Genomic DNA, 22712 nt, shown 5'->3' with positions numbered 1-22712 from the left:
GTCGGACGCAAACCTCGCCACTACCGTTCCCTGCGCCGACGAAATGCCCACCATCCCGCGAGCCCCGTAAAACCGGCGACGAGCAACACCATCACCCAGAAGCCATGCCGGTTTTCAGCGAGCGGAATACCGCCCACATTCATGCCGAAAAAACCCGCGACGATATTGATCGGCATCGCCAGAACCGTCACCAGTGTGAGCGTGAACAGCGTGCGGTTGTTCTGCTCTTCGAGGCGGGAAATGATCTCCTCCTGCAGCAGCCTGACCCGTTCGATCAACCCGGCCACATCCGAGAGCACCACGGAGAACTCTTCCGTCGACTCGCGCAGGTCCTGCACGTCCTCCGAATGCAGCCAGCGCGGCGGCCTTGCGAGCAGACGGAAGATCGCGCCGGGTTCAGGCGCGAGCATGCGCTGCAAGCGCGTCAGCATACGACGCATGGCGCCCAGATCGATCCGGTTCTGCGTTGGCCGCTGCGACAGGAACCGGTCCTCGATCCGATCGACGTCGGCGCTGGTTCGCCGGACGATCTGCACCAACAGGTCCGCCTGATCACGCATCAGGTGAACCAGCAATTCCGCTGGAGACCGGAATACCTCGCCTTCCCGAACGGATGCGCGCAATCGGTCGACCGAACGCAGCGGCTTGAGACGCGCGGTCACGATGATCCGTTGATTCGCGTAAATCCACAGCGTCGCAATCTCGGAGGGAATGAACTCCAGATTGAACATGACGTCGTTCACGACCGCGCGTAGCGCGCCGTCCGCATGTTCGATACGTGTGGAGTGCGAGCCTTCGCGCAACGCGTCGAAGAAAGTCTCGGGCAAGTCGAGCTGGGCTCTCATCCAGCGCTCGCTAGCGCTGTGCGCCAGATTGAAGTGGAGCCAGAGAAACTCGCTGCCTTCCTTCGCTGGGCCGTTCGCGTCGTGGGCCTGGAGCCATTCGGCGACTTCGTCGGCGTCGACGGAGCGTCCGGCGCGAGTCGAAGAAAACAGAAAGCCGCAGACCATGCCGGACGAGTCCGCGCCGTAGGTTTGCAGTAGCAGATCAGATCTCATAGGTCATTCATTCAGCGTTTGCTTCCCGTGCGGGATTGGCCTATCCAGCAATTTGCCGGCCGAAATCAGAACCGTGGCGATCGCCACGCAATTCCAACTTCAGGCGCCGCACAGATTGAACCGGAATCAAAGGCCTGAGCATATCGCGGCCGATCAAAAGAAGGTTAACCCGCTAGTTTTCACGACGTCGACTTAGCGAATGCTTAAGCTTAGGCAAGCGGATCATTTAACTTGAGTAGTCACAAGAACGTCATATTTCACCCTTAAGTTGCAGCCCATCGACGGCGACCGCGTCGCCATGAGGAGTCTCACCATGAATCTCAAGCAACTTACGCTGGTTGTGTGTGCGCTGTGTGCCAGCGCCGCGCACGCCGCCGACATCACCGGCGCGGGCAGCACCTTCGCCGCGCCGATCTATACGAAATGGGCTGACGCCTATCAAAAGACCGGCGGCGGCAAGGTCAACTATCAGGGCATCGGCTCGTCGGGCGGCATCAAGCAGATCATTGCGAAGACCGTGGATTTTGCCGGCTCGGACGCCCCGCTCAAAGACGACGAACTGGCCAAGGACGGCCTGTTCCAGTTCCCGACGGTGGTCGGCGGCGTGGTCCCGGCAATCAACGTGCCGGGTGTGAAGCCTGGCGAACTGGTGCTGTCGGGCGAAGTGCTCGGCAGCATCTATCTGGGCAAGATCAAGAAGTGGAACGATCCGGCGATCGTCGCGCTGAATCCGAAAATCAAGCTGCCGGATACCGACATCGCCGTGGTCCGCCGTGCCGATGGGTCGGGCACGAGTTTCATCTGGACCAACTATCTGTCCAAAGTGAGCCCGGAGTGGAAATCGAAAGTGGGCGAAGGCGCGACGGTGAACTGGCCGACGGGCACGGGCGGCAAGGGTAACGACGGCGTTGCCGCTTTCGTGCAGCGTCTGCCGGGCGCGATCGGCTACGTCGAATGGGCGTATGCGAAGCAGAACCACATGACCTATGCCGCGCTGAAAAATGCAGCGGGCACGGTGGTCGTGCCGGCGACTGATACCTTCAAGGCCGCAGCAGCCGGCGCCGACTGGTCGAAGTCGTTCTACCAGATCCTGACGAACGAGCCGGGCAAGAACGCGTGGCCCGTGGTCGGCGCGACGTTCGTGCTGTTGCACACGACTCAGGACAAAGCACCGCAAGGCGCCGAGACGCTGAAGTTCTTCGATTGGGCATTCAAGAACGGCGGCAAGGCGGCCGACGATCTCGACTACATCTCGCTGCCGGAATCCGTGACGGCTGAAATCCGCACGCAGTGGAAACAGAAGGTGAAGGACGCGTCGGGCAAGCCGGTCGCGCCGTAAGCGTCGGACTCATGGGGCGCGCGTTGCGGGCACGCGCCTTTCTTCATCATGCGTTTGAGCGGCCGGCACGCGTCAGGTCGTGACCTTCGACATGACCGCCGTCGCCGGATCGTAACGGTAGCCCTTCTGCGCAAGTTGGTGCGTCATCGTCGCGGCGATCAGTTTTTGCTGCATCTCTCTCGAGATCAATTCGTGGTCCGGCTTAAGCCGCTCCAGTTCGGATGAAAGCCGCCGGACGAGTGCCACTTCGCCGGTGCTGCGGGCGTCGATGAACAAGATCTTCTCGCTTGCCAGACCGAGCCGCTGTTTCAGGTCCTTTGCGTGCACGACCCACTGTTCGGCCGTGGTGCGAAGCTCGTTCATGGCCTTTGCATGAGCCTTGGCTTGCGCCGACACTTGACGTTGCAACGTCGCGACTTCCTCCGAGCTGTCGTTCTCCTCGGCGCGGGCTGCTAACTGCTGGGCGCGCTGAGTGTGTTGCGCGATAGCGGCGGCTTGCGACGCGACGCGCTGCTCCAGCTGCGCGACATGCTGTTCGGCCGCCTCCGCGCGTTCCTTCACAGCGGACGCATCCTGTGATAGCCGAGCGAGGTTGGCGCTGACCAGTGTCTTCGCCTCGGTCACGGCACTGATCTGCTCCCGCGCCTCGTCCAGTTCATGCGTGACGCGCTGGAACTCGCTGAGTTGGGCCGACGTTTCCTCGGCCCGCGCCTCGGCTGCCTCGCGCTCCGCTGTCAGCACAGCGCGGGCTTGCTCCAGTTCAGCTTCCAGTGCGGTGAGCCGCGCATGGTTCTCGTTTGCCTGCGCCTCGAAAGTTTTTGCTTGCGACGAAGCCGCTTCCAACTCCGCCGACAACCGGGCCGCTTCTTCCTGGCTGGCCTGAATGGCGCTGCTCAACTTTGCGATCTGCTGCTGGATCCGGTCGCGCTCTTCAGTGGCTCGCGCTATTTCATCGTTCTTGCTTGATATCTCTGCGGCCAACGCAGCTCGTGCATTGCGTTCTTCGTCGAGCAAAGCCGTCGTGGCTTGCTGATCGTCAGCTTGCAACGCTGCGTGCTGCGCGAGCTCTACTACACGTGCCTCGGCTGCTTGCGCACGCGACGTAGCCGCGCTTAATTCCTCGGACAGTCGCGTCGCTTCTCCAGTCTTCGCCTGATGGGAGTCGCGCAAAGTGGCGAACTGCTGCCGCGTCTGATCGTGCTCCTCAGTCACTCGCGTTAAATCGTCGTTCCTGGCCGAGATAACCGCGGCCAACTCTTCACGTGCCTTGCGTTCCTCTGAAAGCGATGCGTTCGTCGCTGTCAGCTTGTCGTGAGCCAACGCCGCACGCTGCTCGAGTTCTTCTACACGTGCCTCTGCCGCCTGCGCGCGCGATGTCGCCGCGCTCGCTTCCTGCGACCATCGTGCCACTTCTTGCGAGTTCGCCTGATAAGCGGCGTCCAACGTTGTGACTCGCTGCAGCGCCTGATCGTGCTCCTGAGTGACTCGCGTTAACTCATTGTCCTTGCTGGAGACAAGCGAGGCCAATTCCTCGCGTGCCTTGAGTTCCAATGCAAGCAGCGCCGTCGTCTTGTTCAGGCTGTCATCTTGCAAAGACAAGCGCTGCGTGAGTTCGTCCACTCGCGCCTGTGCTTCCTGCGCTTGCGACGAGACCGCGCTTGCCTCCTGCGACTTGGCCTCATAGGCTTCGCGCAAGGTTGAGATTTCCTGCTGCGCAAAATCACGCTCTTGAGCGACTCGCGTCATTTCATCGTTCGTGACGGAGACAATCGAAGCCAATTCCTCACGTGCCTGGCGTGCTTCTTCAATCGATGCCTTTGCATCTTCCAGGCTAGCATCTTGCAACGACACACGTTGCGCGAGTTCTAGCACGCGCGCCTCTGCGGCTTGCGCACGTGACGAAGCCGCGCTCGCCTCTTGCGACAGCTGGGCCGCTTCTTGCGACTTCACCTGAAAGGCGTCGCGCAAAGTGGCGATTTCCTGCTGCGTCTGATCACGTTCCTGCGTGACTCGCATGACTTCATCATTCTTGCTCGAGACAAGCGCGGCCGACTCCTCATGCGCCTTGCGTTCCTGTTGAAGCAACGCGTTTGTCTCCTCCATCTTGGCCTGGTCCACCGACGCACGCCGCACGAATTCCTCAATGCGCGCCTCCGCCGCTTCAGCACGCGACGTGGCCGCGCTCGCCTCATGCGACCATCGCGTCACTTCTTCTGTTTTCGCCTGACAGACGTCGCTCAACGTCGCGATCTCGTGCCGCGCCTGATCACGTTCCCGCGTGATCTGAGCGACTTCAGCGCTTTTGTCCGCGAGAGAGGCGGCCAAGCCTTCGCTCGTGAGCCGTTCCTCGTCGAGGGATGCATTCACCGTCTTCAGCTTGGCGTCTTGCGCGGACGCTTGCTGAACCAGTTCGCCGACATGGGTCTCAGCCGCTTCAGCGCGGCCGTTGGCGGTCGCGAGTTCCGCTTCGAGGCGCTGAGCGGCACTTTCCGACGCGCTCAGCGCCTCCGTCAGCGCGCTGAGTCGATTGCGCCCCGTTTCGATCTCATCAATCGTCTTTTGATATTCGGCGAGCGCCTCGTCCCGTTCCGCGAGGGCCGCTTCGAGATCCTGGTTCACCGTGGCCAGACGTTGGTTGAACGCCTTCTCCGCATCGTGTTGAGACGCCGCCCAGATCCGATCCGCGGCGCTGATCACCGTTTCGGCGAGGCCCTCCGGCAATCCGGGCTGGGCCTGCACTTGCGGCGTTTCCGCCTGCCGCGCTTCGCGCCAGCGTTGCAAGGCCGCGACTATCGCCACTAGTGAACCGCCGCGTACCTCTTTCCAGATTGTCACTGGCGACACTCTTCTGCCTTCTTCGACCATGCGGTCGGCGATTGCAGCGATCTGCTCATCGGTGATGGTGTCTGTGTCCGTGGACATATGCGCCTCAAGAATCAATGTAGCGGGGCGAAAGGTTAAATTTTCAATACGTTACTACGTCTGCGGACGTCCGGCGACGTTCGGGATACAAGCTAAATGACAGCTAGCAGGATGCGAACCGATGATATTAGGGCTCAACGGACTTCCCGAATGCACGGAACAACGGCCCATAAGGCGGCTATATCGTCGCGGATCGCTCGCGCAAGAGAGGTAGCGGCGATACCGGTAGAAGAGCTTGCCTTGTTAGCCCGCAACGACGTTGCAACAATGCAGGCGAACCGATTGGGCCGCCCGTCGGCGCGAAAGCCACGAAGCGGCGTCGACGTGACACACCTGATACCGAGGCATACGGCCATGCGCATTTCGTTTCTGCACACGATGGATGGAAACCGGCAAGTGTTTGAGCAGGCAGCCAAAACGCTTGGGCTGCGGGCGGAAGATCTTCAGCATGAAGTGAGGGCGGATCTTCGCGAGGCTGTCGATCAAGCGGGGACGTTCTCCGACGAGTTGCGAGCCCAGACAAACCAGCGCCTTCTCGCGCTGGCAGCCGATTCCGATGCTGTCATTCTGACTTGCGCCACGCTCGGGCCGGCCGCGGCCGATATCAGGAGTTCCCGTGTGCCTATCGTCCGAGCGGACGTCGCCTTGGCTGCGGCGGCAGCAGAAGCGGGCGGAAGAATCGTCGTGTTGTGTGCCGCTGAATCGGCAATCGAGTCGACCAGGAAGCTCTTCGCGGAGCACGCAAGCAAAAGCGCGGCATCGGTGGAGGTCGTTCACGTTGGCCACGTTTGGGCGCTGTTCAGAGCGGGCGACATTCAAGCATGCCTGGCAGCGACCGCATTGTCTGCGGATCAGGCGTATGAGGCGGGTGCGACCGTTGTCGCGTTCGCTCATCCGTGGATGGCGCCCGCCGCCGATCTCGTCCAGAAGGGAAGACGACCGCTCGATAGTCCGAGCGCGGCGCTGCACGTTGCAACGCGGCGATTCAGCGAACGCTCGGGTCACGCCTGACCGGGATCGAAGCTAAATCAGCCGCACTTCAAATCCGCTCACCACGGTGATCGCTTGTCGCTTCGTCCAAAATGCACGACGCGTGACTCAGCTTCGTCCACGGCGAACACGGGCGCAGTTTGCAGTTGCTGTTCGTGCAAATCGAGAAGCCTGGTGATCGGCGCGCAGTCCGCTGCCGCGATCAGCCAGATGTCTTCACTCGCGCTACGGGCGGCTGCATCCAGAATACGTTCGGCATCGATATATAAATCACGCTCCAGCGCACCGAATCCGGCCTGCTGAAGATACCAGGCCAGGTAAAGCGCCTTCACCAGTTTCGCCAGCAATTCGCCGTTGCCCTTGCCCGCCTGAAATGCGGCCAAGGCGAGATGCCAGCGCAACGACTGTTCTCGCACGTATGTCGCGGTATGCGGCAAGAGCTTGGCTTTGCCAAGCGGCTTTCTGCGCGCCTGATTCCCCGTTGGTCGTTTTTTACGATTCTGAGACATGGATCGTTTATCTTGTCGATGCTGCTTTTAATTCCAGCATCGTAATGCATACGACAAAGAAAAATCCACCATCAAGGCGATTTAACATAATTTATTGATATGCCATTCGCATACCAGGCTTTGTGATTAAATGAATGCGGTCTATTGATATTTGGCAAGCATCTGTTTTTCTTAATCTTTCCTTAATCGGTTGACCGGGATTGCTTCGCCGACCGGGGAATGACGTTATCAAGGCTAGCGGATGCCATGACAGCATAGCGTGTAGCGCAATATCTTAACTAATGCCTTCCGTCCAAAACCGATGCGATTATCAAGCCCGCTATATAAAACGAGACTTGCAACCTAAGTTAATAGTTGGTCCAGCCACAGCACCGTCGCTGCCGGCCGTACGCAAAGACTAAAGTTTCCAATGAGAAAAACACGCGCAAATCCCACACGGTTCGATCGCGCCGATCCTTTCCGCCGCGTAAGCCAAGCGCGACCGCTCAAAGCGCCACCGATGGCCCCACCGCCAACACCCAACCCTCCCCGCGAAACTTGCGGCTCGCCCCAAATGTTATTATCGGAAACAACACCGTCCCCCTAAAGCGCGCATTCGAAGCATCAAGCCCCATGGACACCCATCTCGCCAAACCCGCCGATCCGTCCACCACCGACCTCGGCCGCCGTGTCCGCGCCGCCCGCCAGGCGCAGGATCTGACGCTGGAAACCGCCAGCCGCCTGTGCGGCGTGTCCCGTTCGACGCTCTCCAAGGTCGAAAACGGCCTGATGTCCCCCACTTTCGACGTCCTGCAGAAAATCGTCCTCGGATTGAAGATCGAAATCGGCGAGCTGTTCGGCTCGACACCGAAAGTCAGCGCCAGCGGGCGTCGCGCGCTGACCCGCAAAAACGAAGGCCAACGCCACGCGTATCGCGGCTACCAGATGGAACTGCTCGCCACCGACCTCGCGCACAAAGCGATGCTGCCGTTTCGCATCCGCATCTCCGCGCACACGCTCGACGCATTCGACGACTGGGGTCGTCACGAAGGCGAGGAATTTCTGTATGTGATCAGCGGCAGCGTGTGCCTCTATTCGGAGTTGTACGCGCCGACGCATCTGAACGCCGGCGACAGCCTCTACTTCGACAGCCGCACCGGTCACGCGGCGGTCTCCACGAGCGAAGAAGACGCCGAAGTGTTGTGGATGGCGACCAGCGCCGACATTCCGCAAGCGCCGGTCGCCATTGAATCGACGAAGAAGTAACGCAAGCACCTCAGTGCGCATGAATGCGCTTTAGCGCGCCGGCAACGCCCGCTGCGCAAGTTGCGCAATATGCATTGCGTGTCGCCCCGTGCCCTGCTCGATCTGCTCTCGGCAACTAAAACCGTTGGTCAACACGATCGTCTCCGCGTCCGCCGCACGCACCGCGGGAAACAACTTGTCTTCGCCGATCTTCGTAGACAGCGCGTGATGCTCCGCGTTAAAACCGAACGATCCGGCCATGCCGCAGCATCCCGTATTGAGCAGTTTCCATTTCACGCCGAGCTTGTTCAGCAGCGCGGTATCGCCCTGCATGCCGAACAGCGCCTTCTGATGACAATGTCCGTGCACGATCACGTCCGCGTCAAGCGTCGGCCAATCGAACGGCTGACGCGCGACGAAATCGGAGAACAGGAAAGTCTGCGCCGACAGTTTCTTCGCTAGCGGATGGCCGGGCAGTTGCTTCAGCAATTCGTCCTTAAACACCGACAAACAACCGGGTTCGAGACCGACGAGCGGCACGCCGGCGGCGATATCGTCCGCGAGGTCGTCGAGAATGTGCGTGAGCAGTTCGCGCGCGCGTTCGAGCAGGCCAAAGTCATACAGCGGACGCCCGCAGCACAAACGGTTCTTCGGCAACATGACGTGCCAGCCCAGTTGCTTTAAAACATCGGCAGCGGCCTGCGCGATCTCGGGCGTGAAATGATCGTTGAACGTATCCACCCATAGGATGACTTTCTTCACCTCGCCGCGAGCATCACGCGCCGTTTGCGGCGAACGCTGCGCGATCTGCCTGTACGTGGCATCCGCGAATCGAGGCAATTCACGCGTTTGCGCGACGCCGGCCAGCCACTTACCGAACGAAGACAAACCCGGCGCCGACGTCATGAAGTTCGTCAGACGTGGCAAACGCGCCGCCCACGGCGCCCATTCGCCGATCCGTCCCATGAACAGCGCCTGCCGTGGCCTGCGATTCGTCTCGTAGTAATGCGAAAGAAATTCCGCCTTGTACGAAGCCATGTCCGTATGCGTCGGGCAATCGGATTTGCAGCCCTTGCACGCGAGGCACGTATCGAGCGCTTCCTTCACTTCGCGGCTTTGCCAGCCGTCCGCGATCACATCGCCTTGCAGCATTTCCCAGAACAGATGCGCGCGGCCACGCGTCGAATATTTTTCTTCACGCGTCGCGCGATAACTCGGGCACATCGTGCCGCCATCGAGCGAGCGGCATTTGCCCATGCCGATGCATCGCTCGATCTCGCGCTGAAAACCGTCGCCCTCCTGGCTCACGAACGTCAGTCGGGTTTGCAGCGTGACCGGCTTGTAAGCGGGCCCCATGCGCAGGTTCTCGTCGACGCGATATGCGTGCACGACCTTGCCCGGATTCAGACGATTAGCCGGATCCCAGATCGCCTTGAACTGCTCCATCGCCTGCATCAGTTCAGGGCCGTACATGATCGGCAGAAACTCGGCCTTCGCCTGGCCGTCGCCGTGTTCGCCCGACAGCGAGCCGCCGAACTCGACCACCAGTTCGGCCGCTTCGCGCAGAAACTTGCGCCACGTCGCGACACCTTCCGCGCTGCGCAGATCGAAGGTAATGCGCGCGTGCACGCAGCCATCGCCGAAATGGCCGTAGAGACTCGTCTCGTAACCGTAGCGATCCACCAGCGCCTGGAACGCGCGCAGATAGTCGCCGAGACGCAACGGATCGACCGCCGCATCTTCCCAGCCGACCACCGGGTCCGGCGTGCCGGAATCGACCGATAACGCCACCGCCGACGCGCCGGTCTCACGAATCGACCACACCTTCGCCTGCAACGCGCGATCTTCGACGAGCATCGCGGACACATTCGGCCCTGCTTCGCCCGAGGCAAAGTAAGCGGCGGCGGCTCGCGCCTCGCGCATCACATCGTCTTGCGTGTCCGCGCCGAATTCGAGCACGACCCACGCATCGCCTTCGGGCAGCAACGCGATCTCGTCCTTTTTCAAACCGCGCGCCTGCAAGCCGCGAATGATCGCGCGGTCGAGTCCTTCGATAGCGATCGGCCCGCAGCGCATGAAATGCGGCACGGCGTCCGCCGCCGTATAGATATCCGTGAAGCCGACCACGACGATCACGCGCTTGGCCGGGCTCTTCACGAGACGCACTTTCGCCTGCAAGGTGAGCGCGCAGGTCCCTTCGGTGCCGACCAATGCACGTGCGACGTTAAAGCCGTTTTCCGGCAGCAGTTGATCGAGATTGAAGCCCGACACACGCCGCTTGATCTGCGGGAATTTCGCGCGAATCTGCTCGGCGTAGGTGTCGCGCAGTTGCTTCAGCGCGGCGTAGATTTCACCCTGACGGCCACCTGCCGCGATGATGCGTTCGAGTTCCTGATCGGATGTCGGACCGACCCAGAAACGCGCGCCGTCGAAGGTCGCGATTTCCAGCGCTTCGACGTTTTCGACCGTCTTGCCGGCCATCACCGAATGCGCGCCGCACGAGTTGTTGGCGATCATGCCGCCGAGCGTGCAGCGGCTATGCGTCGCCGGGTCGGGTGCGAAAGTGAGGCCATGCTGTTCCGCGGCATCGCGCAAGGTATCGCAGACCACGCCCGGCTCGACGACCGCGACGCGCGTGACCGGATCGACCGACACGACACGATTCACATACTTGCTCGCGTCGGCGACTACCGCGACGTTGACGCACTGCCCGTTCTGCGACGTACCGCCGCCACGCGCCAGAAACGGCACGTCGTTGCGGCGGCAGGCGGCGAGCGTGGCCAACAGGTCGTCGACATCCGCCGGCACGACGACGGCGAGCGGCACTTGTCGATAGTTCGACGCGTCCGCCGCATACAGCGCTTTCGAGCCCTGGTCGAAGCGCACTTCGCCGCGCACGTGGCTGCGCAGATCGGCTTCGAGCGCGTGCATCACAGCGGCGCTGCCCGCAAAAGGCGTGGCGATGCGCGGCGTCTTCTTCAGCGCGCGGCGGCCAGCACCGTCCAACTCATCGACGCTTGCGCCTTGTTCTTCATCAAATGACGTTCCCACTGCGCTCCCCGTTTCTCGTGCCGATGCCGCCGATTCGCGCTCAGGCAGCCTGGCTCGCGGTCATCTTGAAGATGCCCTGTGCGTTGCCCGCGTCGAAACGCAGGTCCGTTTCCCAACGACGCGCGTCCTGATCGAAAGTCCGCTTGCGCGTAATGAACTCGTAAAACGAGCCCGGCACTTCACGCGTCACGATGTCGCCGTCAGCCGCGCGGAACTCGCGCTGAACGAGGTCCGCGCGATATGCAGTCTGAAACACACGGCCCGAGCGCGAACGCTCCACTTCCGGTTTCATCGGACGACCCTTGGCCTTCTCGTCGTCGGAGAGTTGAAAGACATCCGCGACGCGATCGGTGGCGTGATTGAACGCGTTACCTTCGGTGGCGATCCATGCCATCTCCGCCGATTCCTTCAACAATACTTCGTAATCGGCTTCGCGTGGCATGTCGTGCTGGCGCGCGAACGCGCCGACGATCACCGGCAGCAATTCATACGCCGCGTCGAGCGCCAGCACGCCGTCACGCTCGAGTTCCCACAACTGGCCGATGGCACGCGGCGTCAACGGATCGCGCGACGCGCCGATCACGTTGGTCACGGCCTGCTGAAACTCTGCCGAGAACCGCTCGGGATGCAATTCGCTGACGAAGAACTGCGCGATTTCATCGGGCGCGTCGTCGTGCGCCCAGGCGCGGCCGGTCATGCCGAGGCGGTCGAGTGGATAGCGGCCGTTGATGCTGAAGCCGAGCGGACGAAGAATGCGTGCGAACGCGGCTTCACCCGTCGGCAGCGCGCCGCTGTGCGGCCAGCGCACCGTGCGCAACGCGCCGTGATCGAAGTACACGCTGCCGCCTGCCGCGATCGTCTCCTCGGTGTACTGGCGGCCGTTCGCCGAGCGCGCCAGCAGATCCTCGAACAGCGCCATGTTCATCGCCTGCGCGAGTTCGGCGCGCGTGACGATGCCGTCCTCCCCTTCGTCCAGAATGCGCGGATGATTCAGCGTCGCAAAGAGCCGTGTGGTTTTGTCGGCGCCGAGCAGTTTCAGCAGCAGTTGTTCGACATTCGCATTCTTGATGTTTCGCATAGCGGTTCTCTACTAACTTTGACGGGCGCTGATTCACATGTTCGAGCAGACCTGCCGGTGCAGGTGCAAGCCGCAGGACGGCACGATCGAAGGCGTGATTATTCAAACCTGCCGGCTTGCCGTAAAGCGAGATAAAATCGCCACTTGATGCGTTTTTGGAATCAACGTGCGAAAGTTCAAGATCCCCAACATGGGCGCGCTGCTCGCTTTCGAAGCCGCCGCGCGGCACGAGAGCTTCACGCATGCGGCGCGCGAACTCTTCCTGACCGAGAGCGCGGTGTCGCGGCAGATCAATACGCTGGAGAGCAATCTTGGCGTGCGACTGTTCGTACGCGTCAAACAGCGCGTGGTGCTGACGAAGGCAGGCAAGGTCTATAGCGCGCAAGTACGGCGCTCGCTGGAACAACTCGATCGCGACACGCTGTCCATCATCGCGCACGGCAGCGGGGGCGGTTATCTGGAACTGGCCGTTCTGCCGACTTTCGCGTCGCAATGGCTGATTCCGCGGCTCGCGGCATTCAATACGCAGTATCCGGACGTGCGCGTGAACATGGGCGTTCGAACCGGCACGTTCCCGTTCGCCGACACCCATTTCGAGGCCGCGATTCATTACGGCAAGCCCACATGGCCGGGCACGTCGGCGGATTTTCTGTTTAGCGAGGAGGTGGTGCCGGTGTGCGCGGCGAGTTTGCTGAAGCGGCCCGTTCAAGGCGCCGCCGAGCTTCTGGACTATCCGCTGCTGCATTCCACCACCCGGCCGGACGGCTGGGCGTCATGGTTCGCCAGCATGGGCGTCGACGACAACCGGACCATGCAGGGCGTGCGCTACGAACTCCACACCATGCTGATCAGTGCGGCCGCGTCCGGTCTCGGCATTGCGCTGGTGCCGCGCTTTTTCGTCGAAGCGCAACTCGGCCAGCTTGGGCTCGTGATTCCGCTCGACGCTCCCGCGGTCGCCGACTCCGCGTACTACCTCGTCTATCCGACCGAGTTGAGTCATGGCAAGCCGCTGGCGAGTTTCCGCGAGTGGCTGCTGCACGAAGCCGCCGCCTACAGCGCGGTGAATCCTGAGTTGGGCGGCCCGCCCGATACCGGTTGAGCCGGCGTCAGATCAAACCTCAAGCGCCCGCTTGTTCGCGCGCCTTTGCCAGCGCGCTCAAATTGCCTTCGCCGAAGCCGTGATGACCTTGGCGCTGGACGATCTCGAAGAATATTTCGCCGGCGCGGCGCCGCACGAAGGTTTGGAAAAACAGCAGCGGCACGCCGTCCGCGCCGATCTCGCCGTCCACCAGCACGTGCGTGCGCTTGAGCCGCGCGACATCGAGCCCATGACCCGGCAGACGCGCGTCGAGTTGCTCGTAATAGCGTGGCGGCGGCTCGACGAACTCGACGCCGTTCGCGAGCAATTGTTCGACGCACGCGAAGATGTCGTCGGTCGCGAGGGCGATATGCTGCACGCCTTCGCCCGGATGGTCCGGCAGGTACTCATGCATCAGGTTGGTCCGGCTCGTGCCTTCTTCGTACAAGGGCACGCGGATCGCGCCGCACGGCGACACCATCACGCGCGATTCCGCCGAGACATGCCAGTTGGCGTGCAACTCGTGAATCTCGCGGAAGTTGAGCAGGTCGCGGTAGAAGTCGAGCCATTCTTGCATCCGGCCCTCGCCGACCGTTTGCGTCAGGTGATCCACCGCGACGAGGCCGGTGCCCGCATGGCTCAAGTCGGCATGCGCCGTGTCGATTTCGATGGGCCGGAAGTCGATATCGAAGATCGAGATATCACCGAGGCCGCCACGCTGGCCGCCGCGGCCGCGCCAACGGTCGACGAAATAGATGTGCGAGTCGCCGATGCCCTGAATGGCCGGAATCAGCAGCTCGCCCGTGCCGATCTTTTCGCCTTCGAACGCCCATGCGCCGAGTTCGATCGCGCGGTCGAAGGCGCGCTGCGCGTCCGCCACGCGAATGCCGATCGCGCAAATGCCAGCGCCGTATTCCTCGGCATAGCGCGCGGCGAACGAATCCGGCTCGGCGTTGATGAGGAACTGCATCTCGCCCTGACGATAAAGCGTGACGTCCTTGCTGATATGCCGCGCAATCGCTTTGAAACCGAGTTTGGTGAAGGTTTCGCCAAGCGCCTGCGGATCGCGCGCGGCGAACTCCACGAATTCGAGGCCGGCGGTGCCGAGCGGATTGTGCTCAGGCGCCGACACGGCGCGCAGCGCGGCGTCTGGAGTGGGCAAGTCGCTGGGCATGGCAATCTCCTTTACAGTCTTTCGACGCTGTTCCTGCTGTTTCCGGTGTTCGGTGCAAGCCGCCGCCACATCCGCAGTGTGACACCACGGCTTTTGCACCGTGTTTGTACACCGGGTAGCCGGGCGTCCGCAACCTTCATTTTGTACCGGATGGTTCACACGACGGCGCGCCCGCATGCCTCGCGGCGCTCACCACCATGATTGAGTACCGGACGCCCTATTTGCGGCTCCGTTTCTGCACCCTTTTACCGGCGGCCTTATCCGCGCTCGACGCCATGCGCTGCTGCGCGACCTCGCGCACCGCCTCGATAAACGCCCGCCCGACCGGCGACGGCTGCGTGTCCGAGCGGCGGACCAATCCGACCGGCTCGCCGGTGCCGGCAAAGGGCAACGGCAAACGGACCAGCATGCCATGCGCCAGCTCGTATTCGACGGCGCTCAGCGGGACGAACCACACCGCGTCGTTCTCCAGCGTCAACGCGCGGCCCGTCGAAACCGACAATACCTCGACGAACGCCGACAACGGCGGCACGCCCCACGCGCTCAACAGACTGTCCGCCGATTGCCGGATCAACGTGCCGAACGGCGGCAACACAACCGGAAAATCCTCGAGCGAGGTGGCCGGCAAACCCGCGCCCGCCGCCAGCGGATGCCCTGCGCGCACCACTGCGATCAACGGCTCGCTGAACAACTGCTCGAAACTGAGCCCGACCATTCGCTCGGGATCGGCCAGACGTCCAATCGCAAATTCGATCGTGCCCGCTTTCAGGCGCTCGAGCAATTCCGGGTTGGCGCCGGTCGCGAGGCGCACGATCACGCGCGGCCACAGCGTGGCGAACTGCTTGAGCACCGGCGGCATCAATGCCGCCGCGACGGTCGGCAAGATGCCGATTTCCAGCGTGGCCGCGGCCGCGCCTTCCGCGCGCGCCAGCAGATCGACACCCTGGCGCAACGCGCTGACGCAGGCGCTCGCGTGCGGCATGAAAAGTTGCCCTTCGCGGGTCGGCACGGCGCCGTGGCGGCCGCGCTCGAACAGCTTCACCCCGAGAATCGCTTCGAGTTCGGCAACGGTCTTGGAGACCGCGGGCTGAGTGATCGACAGGCTGTCAGCGGCCCGCTGAACGCTGCCGAACTGCGCGACGGCCAGAAAGCACTGGAGATGACGGAATTTGACGCGGCTATCCGCGAGACTGCGTTGCATAACGGCAGGTTATACGAAAAGGGCGAAAACGTCATTTTGCATAACCTCTCAGGTTGGATAAAGTCTTTCCATAACGCCGTATCCCACAATTCCTCGAAGGAGACACTGATGGACGATTCCTTTCTCAGCGCGCGTGACTTCACGTCGCATCCCGCTTACGTCTACCCCGGCTACGGTTCGTCGGTCAAACGCGGCCCGACGCGTCCGCTGATTCCACTGAAGGAAAAGCTGCGCGACCAGCGCGTGCCGGTCTACGGCACCGATGACCTCGGCGCGCTCGACCACGACCTGACGCGTAACGCCGTACGCAATGGCGAGCCGCTTGGGGAGCGCATCATCGTGACGGGCCGCGTGCTCGACGAAGGCAACCGCCCGGTGCGCAACACGCTGGTCGAAATCTGGCAAGCCAACGCCGCCGGCCGCTATGTTCACAAGGCCGACCAGCATGACGCGCCGCTCGACCCGAATTTCCTCGGCGCGGGCCGCTGCATCACGGACAACGAAGGCCGCTACCGTTTCCTGACGATCAAGCCTGGCGCGTATCCGTGGGGCAACCATCCGAATGCGTGGCGTCCGAACCATATCCACTTCTCGCTCTTCGGCGACCATTTCGGCTCGCGCCTCGTCACGCAGATGTACTTCCCCGGCGACCCGCTGCTGGCGTTCGACCCGATCTTCCAGGGCACGCCGGAGCACGCCCGTGACCGCCTGATCGCGGATTTCTCGCTCGACACCACGCAAGAGGCCTATGCGCTCGGCTACGACTTCGACATCGTGCTGCGCGGCCGCAACGAAACTCCGATGGAGCGCTAAGCCATGACGACCCTCAAGCAAACGCCTTCGCAAACGGTCGGACCTTACTTCGCGTACGGTCTGTGCCCGCAGCAGTACGATTTCGACTTCAAGAGCCTGTTTACGCCCGTTCTGGCTGACCGCGAAGCGGCCGGCGAGCACATCACGATCGTCGGCCAGGTGTTCGACGGCGACGGCAAGGTGATCGGCGACGCCATGCTCGAAGTGTCGCAGGTGGACGCGAATGGGCACTTCCCGGAGTCGCGCGACGAAATCCTGAAGACCGGCTTTCGCGGTTTCGCGCGTGTCGGCACCGGCACGGATCCGCACAAACGCTTCGTCGTGGAAACGGTGAAACCGGGCCGCGTCAGCCCAGATGAAGCGCCGCATCTGAATGTGATCCTGACCATGCGCGGCATGCTGCTGCACACTTTCACGCGCGTCTATTTCGAGGACGAAGCCGCGGCGAATGAGAAAGACCCCGTACTGGCAACGGTTCCAGCGGACCGGCGCGCCACGCTGATCGCGCGCCGCGAGCCGCATGTGGCTAACGTCTACCGCTTCGATATCTACATGCAAGGCGATAAGGAAACCGTATTTTTCGATCTTTGACGCGGTTTTTCTACACTTTCATATAGCTTTCACATACACTGAGCATGATCCTTCTAGCGACTGGATCGCGAAACTCCGAGTAGTTGAGCCCGCCTTGCGCGGGCTTTTTTTGGGTCTTTTTCGGCCTTCTTGTCTGATGAATAGCGCTTAGCGCAACGAACAGCGCAGCCAGCGGCTGATTCTCGTCACGTCGGCAATGTGATCGTGCGCGCCTGGCGCACCCAACACCACGATGTCGACCGGCCTGCCGTGCACCCTCATTCGCACGACAACACAGTGTCCGGCCTCGTTGATGAAGCCGGTTTTCTGCAGAACGATCGAGCGGTCGCCGCCTCGCACCAGCGCATTCGAGTTCTGATAACTCAGGCTAGCTCGCCCGCCGCCGGGTAAAACCACTTGCGCGCGATCGGTGGAATAAGCGCGAATCAACGGATAACGGCTGGCCGCGGCGACCAGCAACGACAAATCCCGCGCTGTCGAAACGTTTTGCGGCGACAAGCCCGTGCCGTTCACAAACGACGTATGCCGCATACCGAGCGCGCGCGCCTTCGCATTCATCGCGGCGACGAAGCCCGGACGGCCGCCCGAATAATCGCGACTGAGCGCGGCCGCAGCGCGGTTCTCCGACGACATCAGCGCAATATGCAACATGTCATGGCGCGACAGCGTCGAACCGACACTCAAACGTGAACCGGTGAACTTGTCGAAATCCTGGTCCTGAACCGTAACGTTAAGCGGCGCATACAATGCATGCCTCGTATCGAGCGACACGACGGCTGTCATCAGTTTGGATACCGAAGCGATTGGCATGACTCGGTCAGCTTGCTTTTCAGTGAGTACGGTTTGCGTTCGTTCGTCGACGACGTAGACGGATCTGGCGCGCAGCAACGCGCGCGATTTCGGCGTATAGCCGCACCGCGCCAGCAGGCGAAGCCCTTTATGCGGCATCGACGCGCGCGACGCTGACGCATGTTGCGTATCGCGCTTTGCCGCCAACTCTGCGGGCCGCCTCGCGCCGCGCGCATCCCGCGCATTGCGCACAGCTTGCCGGCGATGTTTGGGCGTGACCTTGTTGGCATGCATCGTCCGCTCGGTGCCCGTCACGTGCTTGCGCCTGCGCGCCACACGACCCCGAGCCTTGCCGGGAGTGGGCTTCTTCGCTTTGCTCGAGCGTTTGGCTTTCGCTTTGGACGTGTGCCTCATGGACGTTTCGACGTGCTGGCTCACGCGCACGGACGGCTGACGTGCAGGCTGGTGGGCCGCACCAAACGACCCGCCGATATTCAGCCACAACAGGCCGAATACCGCGAGACAGCGGAGCCACGCAGGGAAACGAAAAGCAGGAAATTCAGATGAAGGAATTCGACGACCGTACGGCATGCAGCTTCCAGTTCTGTGCCGCATGCGCCCGTAAGAAAGGGCACGGAATCGGCAACGACGCGCCGATCTTAAGGCAGATCGTGCATGCGATCAACGGCAAAGGAACACGCCGCCAGGCTATGCGACAACCCTACGCGAGCGGCAAACGCCGCCGCTAGCAACGGAAATGATCGATGTTCTGTCCAGCGTAAATCGCGCGCGCGAGCCAGTCCGGTTTATCACCGTGACCGTCCCACGTATTGCCGTAGGCGTCGCGATACATCACGGCCCGGGTCGCAGCCGCATCGGTTTCGATCGCTTCGGCGAGCGCTTCTATCGTAATGCCGTATTCGTCCATGCGTCGGCGGATCCATGCGACCAGGCGCTCACGCGCATTCCCGTCGAAGTCGAGCTGCCGTTGTTCTCCAAGCTCTTTCATAACGTACCGGTGTCGCGGCTAATAATGCTCGCGTTAGAAAAACAAAAGGCTTCGCTAAACAACGCGAAGCCTATGCGTGATTCAGATGGCTCGAGTGCGAATCGAACTCGCGATGCCTCTCCCGATGCGGGAGAACTCGCACCTGGAAATCATGCCCATTAAATCTTGGATTATGGGGAATTCGTCGGCAACCGGATCGAATTGCGCTCGTGTCTCGCCCCGTGGTTCGGAGCTGCTTCAGCGTATGGAAAGCGATTCTAGCATCCAATTTCTTTTGCTTGCAGCAATGAATTGTTAGTCCGCGTTGCAGGGCTTTTCAATTCCCATTGGGTTATCCAGACTGTTAGCAGAAGCGGCAATACTCATCGACAAGAAATGAGCGCGAAGCAAAGGGACAAAAGCAAAGCCTCGCACTCTCATGTTATGTTTCACTGATAGCACGCTAGCGCACAGGAGACACTCGACCATGACCGCTTCAACCGCCATCATCACCATCCTCGTCGCACTCCTGTTAGGCGCCATGAGTCCGGGACCGAGTTTCGTCATCGTCGCCCGTAATGCGATCGGCTTGTCGCGCGGCGATGGTCTCGCCACCGCCATTGGCATGGGCGTCGGCGGTGTGTTCTTTAGCGGCATCGCGTTGCTCGGTCTCTATACCTTGCTGGCGAGCGTCGAATGGCTCTATGTCGGCCTGAAAGTGGCAGGCGGCCTCTATCTGATCTATCTGGCGTCGAAAATCTGGCGTGGCGCCGCCAAACCGCTCGCCTTCGATGCCACGCAAGCGGTCCAGGCCAATGCCCGTAAATCTTTCTGGATCGGCTTGAGCACACAACTCAGTAATCCGAAGACAGCCGTTTATTACGGCAGTATCTTCGCGGCCCTGCTGCCGCAACATCCGCCGCTGTGGTGCTACTTCGCATTGCCGCCTGCGATCTTCGCTATCGAAGCCGGCTGGTACACCGTTGTCGCGCTGTGTTTTTCGAGCAAGCGGCCGCGCGAAATTTACCTGCAATGGAAAGCCTGGGTCGATCGCGTCGCCGCAAGCGCCGTCGCCGCGCTGGGATTGCGCCTCATCCTGACGGCACACAAAGTGGGTATCTGAAACGCGTTGCCGCTCGAACGGCTTGCCGTGCCGCGTCGCACGGCAAGCCGGGAACCAGGGTTCTATCGGCAAGCGCGCAGCGCAAGCCGTTCGCGGCACCCGGCAAAACAGTTACAAGATAAGTGTTGACGTTGATACACCCCGGCGGTTACTGTGGCATCCGAAGTTCAAGAAGTTCGATTGCTGTTCATCAATGTCTCGCTCCCTCAGCGGTATTCGTTGTCCTCTCCCTCCTTGACGCTTCACGCGCTCTTTCACAGAGCACATCTTTCTATTTTTACCTCAAGGATTCTTCATGGATACCGGTACCGTTAAGTGGTTCAACGACAGCAAAGGCTTTGGCTTCATCACCCCGGACAAGGGCGGCGACGACCTGTTCGCACACTTCTCCGAAATCAGCGGCGACGGCTTCAAGACGCTGGCTGAGAATCAGAAAGTGAGCTTCGAAACGAAGCAAGGCCCGAAGGGTCTGCAAGCGGCCAACATCAAGCCGCTGTAAGTTTGAAGGGCTCGGTGTCCGGCAACGGACATCGGGCTGCAGCGACATCCTCGCGGAGCTTTATCTCCCACAGTTTGCGCGTATCGCTTTGAGCTGCATGCCATTCAAGCAGCTTGCCTGAGCGCCAAACGCCTCGTTGCACCTCATTCTCCCCTCCGGCTTCAACGCCCATTTTTCGCTTTTCCGACTGCGTCAGGATTCGGCTCGCAATGGCTTGAATCAGCTCGTCCGCGCGACTCGTACAAGGGTCCGCAAGGCAGGCGCGCACTCGAACATCATTAAAATATAAAATGCAAAACAAACATATTCATCACTACAACGGCTATGCCGTCAAACCCTCGGCGCATCGTTTGCCCGATGGCACTTTTTCATCCAATCTGCTGCTCGAACGCGCCGACAGCGCGCGCACCGAAGGGCGCTACCAGTTCTATTCGCTCGATTACTTCACGAACGAAGAACAGGCTTTGCAGCACTCGGCACGCTGGGCACGTCATTGGGTCGACACGCGCGGCTAAGCGCGCGACCGGCGCGCAATCCTATTCGATGGCGCGCACGTGATCCACACAGCGCGCAGTACCGGCACAGGCGTACCATTCGGCACGCCATACTCATACGCGCAACCGCATCATGGCTTTTCTTCGGCCTTGATGCGCGCGCGCAGTTCGAACTTCTGAATTTTTCCCGTCGATGTCTTCGGCAATTCGCCGAAGCGCACCGCTTTCGGCAACTTGTATCCCGCAAGAAAGAGCCGGCAGTGCGCAATGATCTCTTCCGCGCTCACCTGAGCGCCCTCCTTGAGCTCGACGAAGGCGCACGGTACCTCGCCCCACTTCGCGTCCGCCATCGCCACCACGGCAGCTACGGACACCGCAGGGTGACGGTACAGCGTGTCTTCGACCTCGATGCTCGAGATGTTCTCGCCGCCGGAAATGATGATGTCCTTGCTGCGATCGCGAATGCGGATATAGCCATCGGGCATCCGCACGCCAAGATCGCCGGTATGGAACCAGCCGCCCTGGAAGGTGGCGTCCGTCGCACGCTCGTTCTTCAGATAGCCCTTCATGCAGATGTTGCCGCGGAACATGATCTCACCGATGGTCTCGCCATCGGCGGGCACGGGCGCGAGCGTGTCCGGGTCGAGCACGGTCACCGCCGCTTGCAGGTGATAGCGCACGCCCTGCCGCGCGTTCAGTTCGGCGCGCGCGCTGTCGTCGAGCGACTCCCACTCTTCCTGTTTTGCGCAGACCGCGGCCGGCCCATAGGTTTCGGTGAGTCCGTACACGTGCGTGAGATCGAAGCCGATCTCCTTCATCTTCGCGATCACCGCCGGCGCGGGCGCCGCGCCCGCCACCATCGTCGACACGCGATGCTCGATGCCCTCGCGCCATTCGGCCGGCGCGTTCGCGAGCGCGCTCTGAACGATCGGCGCGCCGCTATAGTGCGTGATGCCTTCGCGGCGAATCAGATCGAACACCGTCTTCGCATCGAATTTGCGCAAACAGACGTTGACGCCGGCACGCGCGGCTACCGTCCACGGGAAACACCAGCCGTTGCAGTGGAATAGCGGCAAAGTCCACAGGTAGACCGCGTGCTTGGGCATATCCCATTCGAGGATATTGCTGAGCGCGTTCAGATACGCGCCGCGATGGTGGTAGACCACGCCCTTCGGATCGCCGGTCGTGCCGGAGGTGTAGTTCAGCGCAATGGCATCCCATTCGTCGGCCGGCAGGGTCCACGCGAATTCGGGGTCGCCGGATTGCAGGAACGCTTCGTAGTCTGTCGCACGGATGAATTGAGCCGGATCGGCGGGCATCGCGTCCGCCACGCTGATCACGCGCAGGTCCGGAAATTCCAGCGCGGCACGATGCGCGAACTCGCCGTACTCGGTATCGACGATCAGCGCCTTCGCCTCGCCGTGGCGCAGCATGAACAGCAGCGACGACACGTCGAGCCGCGTGTTCAGCGTATTGAGCACGGCGCCGGCCATGGGCACGCCGAAGTGCGCTTCTATCATCGGAGGAATGTTGGGCAGCAAGGCCGCGACCGTGTCGCCACGCTGAATGCCGACTCGCTGCAGCGCGCTGGCCAGACGCCGGGCGCGCTCGTAGGTCTCTCGCCAGTTCCGGCGAATCTCCCCATGGACGACCGCAGGCCGCTCACCGTAGACTTCCGCTGCGCGCACGATGAAATCGATCGGCGTTAGTGGGACATAGTTGGCCTCACGGCGCTCGAGGCCTGCTTCGAACATGTGCTTCATCGGATCGTCTCCAGAGGCGCTGGTCGCG

Annotated in this window: 20 protein-coding genes; 9 read left to right on the top strand and 11 right to left on the bottom strand. The window is 61.5% G+C overall.

The features are described 5' to 3' along the window. Positions 1 to 20: 20 nt before the first annotated feature. Positions 21 to 1058 (bottom strand): transporter, encoded by a 1038-nt coding sequence (locus P0D96_RS25200; protein WP_408287066.1) that lies wholly within the window; start codon positions 1056 to 1058, stop codon positions 21 to 23. A gap of 298 nt (positions 1059 to 1356) precedes the next feature. Between P0D96_RS25200 and pstS the strand changes: the two genes are divergently transcribed. Next, positions 1357 to 2397, top strand: coding sequence for a phosphate ABC transporter substrate-binding protein PstS (gene pstS / locus P0D96_RS25195; protein WP_408178523.1), 1041 nt, complete (start codon positions 1357 to 1359; stop codon positions 2395 to 2397). A gap of 72 nt (positions 2398 to 2469) precedes the next feature. Here pstS and P0D96_RS25190 read toward each other — a convergent pair whose 3' ends face one another. From P0D96_RS25190 to P0D96_RS25180, 3 genes are all read right to left on the bottom strand, one after another. Continuing rightward, positions 2470 to 5319 carry a DNA-binding protein gene (locus P0D96_RS25190; RefSeq protein WP_408315996.1) on the bottom strand — a complete coding sequence of 950 codons (2850 nt, stop codon included), beginning with the start codon at positions 5317 to 5319 and terminating at the stop codon, positions 2470 to 2472. Positions 5320 to 5562: 243 nt separating this feature from the next. Then, on the bottom strand, positions 5563 to 6213 hold the full coding sequence (locus tag P0D96_RS25185) for a hypothetical protein (protein WP_408315994.1): 651 nt from the start codon (positions 6211 to 6213) through the stop codon (positions 5563 to 5565). Positions 6214 to 6368: 155 nt separating this feature from the next. Beyond that, a complete protein-coding gene (locus tag P0D96_RS25180; protein ID WP_408315992.1) occupies positions 6369 to 6710 on the bottom strand; it encodes a hypothetical protein in 342 nt (113 codons plus the stop codon). Positions 6711 to 7430: 720 nt separating this feature from the next. Between P0D96_RS25180 and P0D96_RS25175 the strand changes: the two genes are divergently transcribed. Further along, complete coding sequence (locus P0D96_RS25175) at positions 7431 to 8063, top strand: helix-turn-helix domain-containing protein (protein ID WP_408178519.1); 633 nt, start codon at positions 7431 to 7433, stop codon at positions 8061 to 8063. 30 nt (positions 8064 to 8093) lie between these two features. On the opposite strand, the gene P0D96_RS25170 is transcribed toward P0D96_RS25175, so the two are convergent. Both P0D96_RS25170 and P0D96_RS25165 read right to left on the bottom strand, forming a co-directional pair. Continuing rightward, complete coding sequence (locus P0D96_RS25170) at positions 8094 to 11093, bottom strand: FAD-binding and (Fe-S)-binding domain-containing protein (protein ID WP_408315990.1); 3000 nt, start codon at positions 11091 to 11093, stop codon at positions 8094 to 8096. A 40-nt stretch (positions 11094 to 11133) separates the two neighbouring features. Further along, entirely contained in the window at positions 11134 to 12171 is a 1038-nt protein-coding gene (locus P0D96_RS25165; RefSeq protein ID WP_408315988.1) for a DUF1338 domain-containing protein, read from the bottom strand. A 166-nt stretch (positions 12172 to 12337) separates the two neighbouring features. Here P0D96_RS25165 and P0D96_RS25160 point away from each other — a divergent pair, with 166 nt between their 5' ends. Next, entirely contained in the window at positions 12338 to 13270 is a 933-nt protein-coding gene (locus P0D96_RS25160; protein WP_408315986.1) for a LysR substrate-binding domain-containing protein, read from the top strand. A 19-nt stretch (positions 13271 to 13289) separates the two neighbouring features. Here the strand turns inward: P0D96_RS25160 and P0D96_RS25155 are convergent, their stop codons facing one another. Both P0D96_RS25155 and pcaQ read right to left on the bottom strand, forming a co-directional pair. Further along, positions 13290 to 14423 (bottom strand): 4-hydroxyphenylpyruvate dioxygenase family protein, encoded by a 1134-nt coding sequence (locus tag P0D96_RS25155; RefSeq protein WP_408178515.1) that lies wholly within the window; start codon positions 14421 to 14423, stop codon positions 13290 to 13292. A 217-nt stretch (positions 14424 to 14640) separates the two neighbouring features. Next, entirely contained in the window at positions 14641 to 15624 is a 984-nt protein-coding gene (gene pcaQ / locus P0D96_RS25150; protein WP_408315984.1) for a pca operon transcription factor PcaQ, read from the bottom strand. A 108-nt stretch (positions 15625 to 15732) separates the two neighbouring features. Here pcaQ and pcaH point away from each other — a divergent pair, with 108 nt between their 5' ends. Together pcaH and pcaG are read left to right on the top strand one after the other, a co-directional pair. Beyond that, the gene (gene pcaH / locus P0D96_RS25145) at positions 15733 to 16437 is read left to right on the top strand and encodes a protocatechuate 3,4-dioxygenase subunit beta (RefSeq protein WP_132383772.1); all 705 of its coding nucleotides are present in this window, start codon (positions 15733 to 15735) and stop codon (positions 16435 to 16437) included. Between the two features lie 3 nt (positions 16438 to 16440). Further along, positions 16441 to 17028, top strand: a complete 588-nt coding sequence (gene pcaG, locus P0D96_RS25140; RefSeq protein ID WP_132383770.1) for a protocatechuate 3,4-dioxygenase subunit alpha — start codon at positions 16441 to 16443, stop codon at positions 17026 to 17028. A gap of 147 nt (positions 17029 to 17175) precedes the next feature. Here pcaG and P0D96_RS25135 read toward each other — a convergent pair whose 3' ends face one another. Then, positions 17176 to 18408: a serine hydrolase gene (locus P0D96_RS25135; RefSeq protein ID WP_408315982.1), complete on the bottom strand. Its 1233-nt coding sequence runs from the start codon at positions 18406 to 18408 to the stop codon at positions 17176 to 17178. Between P0D96_RS25135 and P0D96_RS25130 the strand changes: the two genes are divergently transcribed. After that, entirely contained in the window at positions 18381 to 18566 is a 186-nt protein-coding gene (locus P0D96_RS25130; RefSeq protein WP_408315979.1) for a hypothetical protein, read from the top strand. The two genes, P0D96_RS25135 and P0D96_RS25130, sit on opposite strands and share 28 nt — an antisense overlap. Here the strand turns inward: P0D96_RS25130 and P0D96_RS25125 are convergent. Further along, entirely contained in the window at positions 18563 to 18826 is a 264-nt protein-coding gene (locus P0D96_RS25125) for an H-NS family nucleoid-associated regulatory protein (RefSeq protein ID WP_106282679.1), read from the bottom strand. The two genes, P0D96_RS25130 and P0D96_RS25125, sit on opposite strands and share 4 nt — an antisense overlap. A gap of 466 nt (positions 18827 to 19292) precedes the next feature. On the opposite strand from P0D96_RS25125, the gene P0D96_RS25120 reads away from it, so the two are divergent. The 3 genes from P0D96_RS25120 to P0D96_RS25110 all read left to right on the top strand — a co-directional run bounded on the left by P0D96_RS25120 (position 19293) and on the right by P0D96_RS25110 (position 20942). After that, a complete protein-coding gene (locus P0D96_RS25120; protein ID WP_408178512.1) occupies positions 19293 to 19928 on the top strand; it encodes a LysE family translocator in 636 nt (211 codons plus the stop codon). Positions 19929 to 20223: 295 nt separating this feature from the next. Then, positions 20224 to 20427: a cold-shock protein gene (locus P0D96_RS25115; protein WP_012428559.1), complete on the top strand. Its 204-nt coding sequence runs from the start codon at positions 20224 to 20226 to the stop codon at positions 20425 to 20427. Between the two features lie 290 nt (positions 20428 to 20717). Next, entirely contained in the window at positions 20718 to 20942 is a 225-nt protein-coding gene (locus tag P0D96_RS25110) for a hypothetical protein (RefSeq protein WP_132383764.1), read from the top strand. 110 nt (positions 20943 to 21052) lie between these two features. Here the strand turns inward: P0D96_RS25110 and P0D96_RS25105 are convergent, their stop codons facing one another. After that, positions 21053 to 22684, bottom strand: coding sequence for an acyl-CoA synthetase (locus P0D96_RS25105; RefSeq protein WP_408315976.1), 1632 nt, complete (start codon positions 22682 to 22684; stop codon positions 21053 to 21055). Between the last annotated feature and the right edge of the window lie 28 nt (positions 22685 to 22712).

Origin of the sequence: Paraburkholderia sp. RL17-347-BIC-D, assembly GCF_046027915.1 — a bacterium.
Lineage (GTDB): Bacteria > Pseudomonadota > Gammaproteobacteria > Burkholderiales > Burkholderiaceae > Paraburkholderia.
The sequence above is the reverse complement of the archived record's forward strand: the minus strand, read 5'-3'. Positions and strand labels throughout refer to the sequence as shown.

What these genes read in the sequence shown, in the direction of transcription:
- P0D96_RS25130 (WP_408315979.1), top strand. Translation starts at nt 18,381, where the DNA reads ATGAAGGAATTCGACGACCGTACGGCATGCAGCTTCCAGTTCTGTGCC.
- P0D96_RS25105 (WP_408315976.1), bottom strand. Translation starts at nt 22,684, where the DNA reads ATGAAGCACATGTTCGAAGCAGGCCTCGAGCGCCGTGAGGCCAACTAT.
- P0D96_RS25200 (WP_408287066.1), bottom strand. Translation starts at nt 1,058, where the DNA reads ATGAGATCTGATCTGCTACTGCAAACCTACGGCGCGGACTCGTCCGGC.
- P0D96_RS25110 (WP_132383764.1), top strand. Translation starts at nt 20,718, where the DNA reads ATGCAAAACAAACATATTCATCACTACAACGGCTATGCCGTCAAACCC.
- pcaQ (WP_408315984.1), bottom strand. Translation starts at nt 15,624, where the DNA reads ATGCAACGCAGTCTCGCGGATAGCCGCGTCAAATTCCGTCATCTCCAG.
- pcaH (WP_132383772.1), top strand. Translation starts at nt 15,733, where the DNA reads ATGGACGATTCCTTTCTCAGCGCGCGTGACTTCACGTCGCATCCCGCT.
- P0D96_RS25165 (WP_408315988.1), bottom strand. Translation starts at nt 12,171, where the DNA reads ATGCGAAACATCAAGAATGCGAATGTCGAACAACTGCTGCTGAAACTG.
- P0D96_RS25190 (WP_408315996.1), bottom strand. Translation starts at nt 5,319, where the DNA reads ATGTCCACGGACACAGACACCATCACCGATGAGCAGATCGCTGCAATC.
- P0D96_RS25185 (WP_408315994.1), bottom strand. Translation starts at nt 6,213, where the DNA reads ATGAGCGAACGCGACAACGGTCGCACCCGCCTCATACGCCTGATCCGC.
- P0D96_RS25115 (WP_012428559.1), top strand. Translation starts at nt 20,224, where the DNA reads ATGGATACCGGTACCGTTAAGTGGTTCAACGACAGCAAAGGCTTTGGC.
- P0D96_RS25125 (WP_106282679.1), bottom strand. Translation starts at nt 18,826, where the DNA reads ATGAAAGAGCTTGGAGAACAACGGCAGCTCGACTTCGACGGGAATGCG.
- P0D96_RS25120 (WP_408178512.1), top strand. Translation starts at nt 19,293, where the DNA reads ATGACCGCTTCAACCGCCATCATCACCATCCTCGTCGCACTCCTGTTA.
- pcaG (WP_132383770.1), top strand. Translation starts at nt 16,441, where the DNA reads ATGACGACCCTCAAGCAAACGCCTTCGCAAACGGTCGGACCTTACTTC.
- P0D96_RS25155 (WP_408178515.1), bottom strand. Translation starts at nt 14,423, where the DNA reads ATGCCCAGCGACTTGCCCACTCCAGACGCCGCGCTGCGCGCCGTGTCG.
- P0D96_RS25135 (WP_408315982.1), bottom strand. Translation starts at nt 18,408, where the DNA reads ATGCCGTACGGTCGTCGAATTCCTTCATCTGAATTTCCTGCTTTTCGT.
- pstS (WP_408178523.1), top strand. Translation starts at nt 1,357, where the DNA reads ATGAGGAGTCTCACCATGAATCTCAAGCAACTTACGCTGGTTGTGTGT.
- P0D96_RS25175 (WP_408178519.1), top strand. Translation starts at nt 7,431, where the DNA reads ATGGACACCCATCTCGCCAAACCCGCCGATCCGTCCACCACCGACCTC.